At 35.1% G+C, this 4,604-nt stretch carries 7 protein-coding genes; 4 read left to right on the top strand and 3 right to left on the bottom strand.

All coding sequences use genetic code 11. The features are described from left to right. The first annotated feature begins 54 nt into the window (after positions 1-54). The 4 genes from Q7P05_RS03765 to Q7P05_RS03780 all read left to right on the top strand — a co-directional run bounded on the left by Q7P05_RS03765 (position 55) and on the right by Q7P05_RS03780 (position 3,099). Entirely contained in the window at positions 55-345 is a 291-nt protein-coding gene (locus tag Q7P05_RS03765; protein ID WP_303930569.1) for a GyrI-like domain-containing protein, read from the top strand. Between the two features lie 146 nt (positions 346-491). Beyond that, entirely contained in the window at positions 492-1,484 is a 993-nt protein-coding gene (locus Q7P05_RS03770; RefSeq protein WP_005387399.1) for a virulence RhuM family protein, read from the top strand. Between the two features lie 24 nt (positions 1,485-1,508). After that, positions 1,509-1,982 carry an HXXEE domain-containing protein gene (locus Q7P05_RS03775; protein WP_005387404.1) on the top strand — a complete coding sequence of 158 codons (474 nt, stop codon included), beginning with the start codon at positions 1,509-1,511 and terminating at the stop codon, positions 1,980-1,982. A 178-nt stretch (positions 1,983-2,160) separates the two neighbouring features. Further along, on the top strand, positions 2,161-3,099 hold the full coding sequence (locus Q7P05_RS03780; protein ID WP_303930561.1) for an IS30 family transposase: 939 nt from the start codon (positions 2,161-2,163) through the stop codon (positions 3,097-3,099). Positions 3,100-3,113: 14 nt separating this feature from the next. Here Q7P05_RS03780 and Q7P05_RS03785 read toward each other — a convergent pair whose 3' ends face one another. The 3 genes from Q7P05_RS03785 to Q7P05_RS03795 all read right to left on the bottom strand — a co-directional run bounded on the left by Q7P05_RS03785 (position 3,114) and on the right by Q7P05_RS03795 (position 4,478). Further along, positions 3,114-3,344 carry a type II toxin-antitoxin system RelB/DinJ family antitoxin gene (locus tag Q7P05_RS03785; protein ID WP_303930564.1) on the bottom strand — a complete coding sequence of 77 codons (231 nt, stop codon included), beginning with the start codon at positions 3,342-3,344 and terminating at the stop codon, positions 3,114-3,116. Positions 3,345-3,632: 288 nt separating this feature from the next. Next, positions 3,633-3,980, bottom strand: coding sequence for a hypothetical protein (locus Q7P05_RS03790; RefSeq protein ID WP_303930566.1), 348 nt, complete (start codon positions 3,978-3,980; stop codon positions 3,633-3,635). Positions 3,981-4,205: 225 nt separating this feature from the next. Continuing rightward, on the bottom strand, positions 4,206-4,478 hold the full coding sequence (locus tag Q7P05_RS03795; RefSeq protein ID WP_303930568.1) for a type II toxin-antitoxin system YafQ family toxin: 273 nt from the start codon (positions 4,476-4,478) through the stop codon (positions 4,206-4,208). Between the last annotated feature and the right edge of the window lie 126 nt (positions 4,479-4,604).

Raw genomic sequence — 4,604 nt, forward strand, 5'->3', positions numbered from 1 at the left:
AGAAGTTCGGCAAATGGTTTTCTCAGTTGAAATGGATTAATTTTGGTGGAGGTCATGTTGGAGGCGGCCATTATGAATGTATCCAAGAAAAAATCGTTGTCTCGATTTAAGGATGTGCGGCTCGAATCAATTGAGGATGGGGATTGCGTGCAGATATTGCATGTCGGGCCTTATGATGATGAACCGGAATCGTTTATGAAAGTAGATGAATTCTGCGCTGCTCATAATTTACAACGTGCTAACGACGAGTGGCATCGGGAAATCTACTTGTCTGATGCGCGAAAGGTGGAGCCCGCTAAATTGAAAACTGTACTGCGTGTGCAAGTTAAATCAATGCAGTTTTAAAAATTTAATAGTGGATAAATTCTTGAGCCTTCTGTGTTACAATGATAGTAATATAGAAGGCTTCTTTTAATTTAACATATACTAATTTTAAGATTTGATATACATATATTGAATTACTATGGGCGTAATGGTAGAAAGGCTTTCAGATGAATAATATAATTATTTATAATACTGAAGATGGAAAAGCTAAAATAAATCTTATACTTGATGATGGTTCTGTTTGGTTAAGTCAAAGTGAAATAGCAGAATTATTTCAAACGACAAAACAAAATATTAGCAAGCATATTAAATCTATATTTCAAGATTTGGAATTGTCTGAAGAAGAAACTGTCAACTATAAGTTGACAGTTCAAAATGAAGGTACTCGGACAGTTGAAAGAAAGTTAGCTTATTATAATCTAGATATGATTTTAGCCATAGGATATCGTGTTCGATCGCCGCGAGGAATTCAATTCAGAAAATATGCATCAACCGTATTAAAGGATTATTTGATAAAGGGGTTTGCTATTGATGATGAGCGACTGAAAGAATTAGGTGGTGGCAGCTATTTTAAAGAGTTATTAGATCGAATTCGAGATATTCGCTCTAGTGAAAAGGTTTTTTATCGTCAAGTGCTGGACTTATTTTCTACTGCTGTTGATTATAATCCGATATCCGTAGAAGCAAAATCATTTTTTGCTACAGTACAAAATAAGATGCATTTTGCTGTTCATCATAATACGGCTAGTGAAGTTATTTATAAACGTGTAGATAGCAAAAAAGAGTTTATGGGATTGACTACTTTCAAAGGAGAATTACCTACATTGAAAGAGGCTCAAATTGCTAAAAATTATCTTACAGAAAAAGAATTACAAGGGCTCAATCAATTAGTTTCAGGATACTTGGATTTTGCGGAAAGACAGGCCCAGCGTGAAGTCCCTATGACAATGGCTGATTGGATAAAGCATATAGATGCGATTTTGTCAGCTACAGGCGAAGCTGTATTACAAGATAAGGGACATATATCTCATCAACAAATGCAAGCGAAGGTCCTTTCTGAATATCAAAAATACCAGAATCAAACTATTAGTCCTGTTGAACGAGATTATTTACGGGAAATAAGAGTTCTTGATACATATGTAAAAAAAGGTGGTAAATAGTTTTACTTGTGAACGAGGTATCTTATGGATCTGAATGGTTTTTTCTTATTATTCCCGAGCATTTTTATATTGCACGAACTTGAAGAGATTCTTCTATTTCCACGATTCATGCGAAGGAATCCTAAACTGCAACAACAATTTTTAGCAGCCACTTTTACACCCTTCAGATTTAATGCCATCGTCTGTCAGGAATTCATACTCTTGTTGATTGTGCTGGGCTTGAGTATGTATTTTGAAAGCTTCGACATTTACATCACTGTCATCATAGCGTATATATACCATGTGATTGGGCATGTAATTCAAAGTATTTTTCTGCAACAGTATATACCGGGCGTTTTTAGCGGTATTGTCACGGCTGGATATTGCACATATCAGATATATGATGTGGTATCGGCGAACTGTATGCTATTAGGCTATTCGTTCGTAACACTGTTGATTATTTTCGTTAATATCGCTGTGAGCTTTAAAATGCTTCAACGGATACAAAAGAATGTCTGAGTAGACTGTGGAAGTAAAGCTTTCACAAATATATTGTTCCGTAAAACGGCTTCCCCATGAGAGGCCGTTTTTGTATATGATGAATTGTAAAATATATTGCGACAAATAAAAAGACTCATATTGGAGATCTCGTGTAAAATGTAAATAACCACAAATACATGACACGGAGGTCTCTAATATGAGTTATATACATCTTACCATAGAAAAACGAAGTCAAATAAAAGTTTTACGAAAAGAAGGATACTCTGTTCGTAGAATCGCTAGCTTAATCGGCGTTCACCATTCTACTGTAGCAAGGGATTTAAATCGCGTTGAAGGTGAATATTCTGTGATTAAAGCACAACAGCTAGCAATTAGTAAGTCTGCTAATAAAGGTAGACCAACAAAGTTAACACCTCAATTAGCGGCTTTAATTGAATCCAGGTTACAACAAACTTGGTCTCCAGAAGAAATAGTTGGTTCTGAATTAGTTGGTGTTCTAAGCTTTAAAACAATATATTCTTGGATCCATCGTGGTTTTCTTGCTGTAACAGAGAAAGTACTTCGCCGGAAAGGCAAAAAGCCTGGTACTCAAGAAAAGCGTGGACGGTTCAATGTGAAAAAGACCATTAAGGACCGACCTCAAGAAGTTGAAAACCGTGAGACTTTTGGTCATTGGGAACTAGATACAATGGTGTCTTCCAGAGGTCAAAGTAAAGGGTGTTTAGCTACATTTGTTGAACGTAAAACTCGATTCTATATAGCAATAAAGATGGATGACCGATCTAAGGATTCTATGTTTTTAGCTATTAGTTCCCTATACAACACATTAACAAGTAAATTACTTAAAACCTTTACCGTGGACCGTGGTAAAGAATTTGCGTGCTTTGAACAGGTTGAAACCGAGTTTGGGATACCAATGTATTTTGCTGATGCTTATGCAGCATGGCAACGTGGCTCTAATGAAAATAGTAATGGTTTACTTCGAGAGTTTTTTCCTAAGAAAACCGATTTAGCTAAAGTAACACTAGATAAACTAACAGAAGCACTAGTGCTGATTAATAATCGACCTAGAAAATGCCTTGGATTTAAAACACCATTTGACATGTTTAAACATGAGATTAAAAAATTGATTTAATTTTGTCGCATTACTTATTGCAATTCATCTGCTAATATATCTTTCGTTTCTTGAATAGCAGCTTCTGTTTCTGCATTATAACGAGGTTGTTTAGGTTGAAATGGGAATCCGCCTTCCATTAGTGATGTGTGGAGAAAAATATTAATCGCATCAGTTACGGAAATGCCAAAGCTAGCATATAGTGCTTCTAATTGTGCTTTTACAGCTGGCTCGATACGTAAACTGATAGAGGCCGTTTTAGCCATAGTATCACCTCCTATTACTTATATTGTAATGCAAATGCTATATAATTGCGATCTTATAACTGCGAATTGCATGCATGATGCTTATCTTTTCCTGGACGAAAAATACTTATGAATATAAGAATATTAGCTTTTTAGGTGATATAATTAATTTACTATATGTTGTTTATGGGCTTTGCATCTATTGGTTCTATATAAGTTTTTATATTGATATCAAGAAACAACGTAAAACTTTTAGCAAGCGATATATAAAAAATGGCTCCTTATAAGGGAGCCATTTTCTATATATTCTTATGCAATTTCCGCTTTCAAATCAATAATATTTTTAGCAGCTACACAGCCAGGGCAGTCGCAGAATTCTGCGCCTTCTGCTTTAATGTCTTTAGCATGTTGTAATAGGTTAGCTGCGCCTTCTTCGCCAAGGATTTGTGTAGCAAGTTCAGAGCCTGCAAAGCCGATTGTTTCGTCGATAAGTGCAATGTTTTGTTCTGCTATGGATACGAGTTGTTTTGTAAGTTCTTCTTGTTTAGGTGTACCTTCTGCATTAATCCAAGATTGAGCGAATTCCTTTACTGTTTCATTGCTTGTAGGTGCATCTAATAAAGCTTGTACGAGTTGTGTTAATTGTGTATGTGTCATGATTATTTCCTCCTTATAATTACTAACTATAGTTTTGGAATAGTGCATTTAGTATCATATGAGCACCTGTTCCTTTTGTTGAGTTCATTATAGCACCTACAATAATTTTGAATAGTAGAATGATTTGCGATAGATACTATCAAATAGGATAGATTTGTGATATTTATTGGTAAAAATTTTTTGGAAATAAAAAGGGGAATGCAAAAGCATTCCTCTTTAACTTCGTTAGAATAAATCTGATTGGCTGCCCGTGCGAGTTAAAGATAATACTAATATGTCATCTTTAATTGCATAAATTAGAAGCCAATCTGGCTCGATGTGTAATTCTCTAAAGCCTTCGTAGTTTCCTGTTAATGGATGATCTTTGTGACTAGGATCTAATAGCGTTTGATTCTGTAATTTAGTGATGATTGAATAGAGTTTATTGAGATCTTTACCGCGTTTCTTGGAGCGCTTTAGGTCCTTTTTGAACTTACTGCTAAGCACTAATCTCAACATAACTGATTACTCCAATCCTAAATCCTCAATCATTTCTTTTACATTAGCATATGATTTTGCTTTTACTTTTCCTGCTAATATATCTTTCGTTTCTTGAATAGCAGCTTCTGTTTCTGCATTATAACG

This window comes from Veillonella dispar (assembly GCF_937975875.1).
Classification (GTDB): domain Bacteria; phylum Bacillota; class Negativicutes; order Veillonellales; family Veillonellaceae; genus Veillonella; species Veillonella dispar_B.

Coding starts and splice junctions, on each gene's coding strand:
- Q7P05_RS03795 (WP_303930568.1), bottom strand. CDS start 4,478: ATGTTGAGATTAGTGCTTAGCAGTAAGTTCAAAAAGGACCTAAAGCGC.
- Q7P05_RS03780 (WP_303930561.1), top strand. CDS start 2,161: ATGAGTTATATACATCTTACCATAGAAAAACGAAGTCAAATAAAAGTT.
- Q7P05_RS03770 (WP_005387399.1), top strand. CDS start 492: ATGAATAATATAATTATTTATAATACTGAAGATGGAAAAGCTAAAATA.
- Q7P05_RS03785 (WP_303930564.1), bottom strand. CDS start 3,344: ATGGCTAAAACGGCCTCTATCAGTTTACGTATCGAGCCAGCTGTAAAA.
- Q7P05_RS03790 (WP_303930566.1), bottom strand. CDS start 3,980: ATGACACATACACAATTAACACAACTCGTACAAGCTTTATTAGATGCA.
- Q7P05_RS03775 (WP_005387404.1), top strand. CDS start 1,509: ATGGATCTGAATGGTTTTTTCTTATTATTCCCGAGCATTTTTATATTG.
- Q7P05_RS03765 (WP_303930569.1), top strand. CDS start 55: ATGTTGGAGGCGGCCATTATGAATGTATCCAAGAAAAAATCGTTGTCT.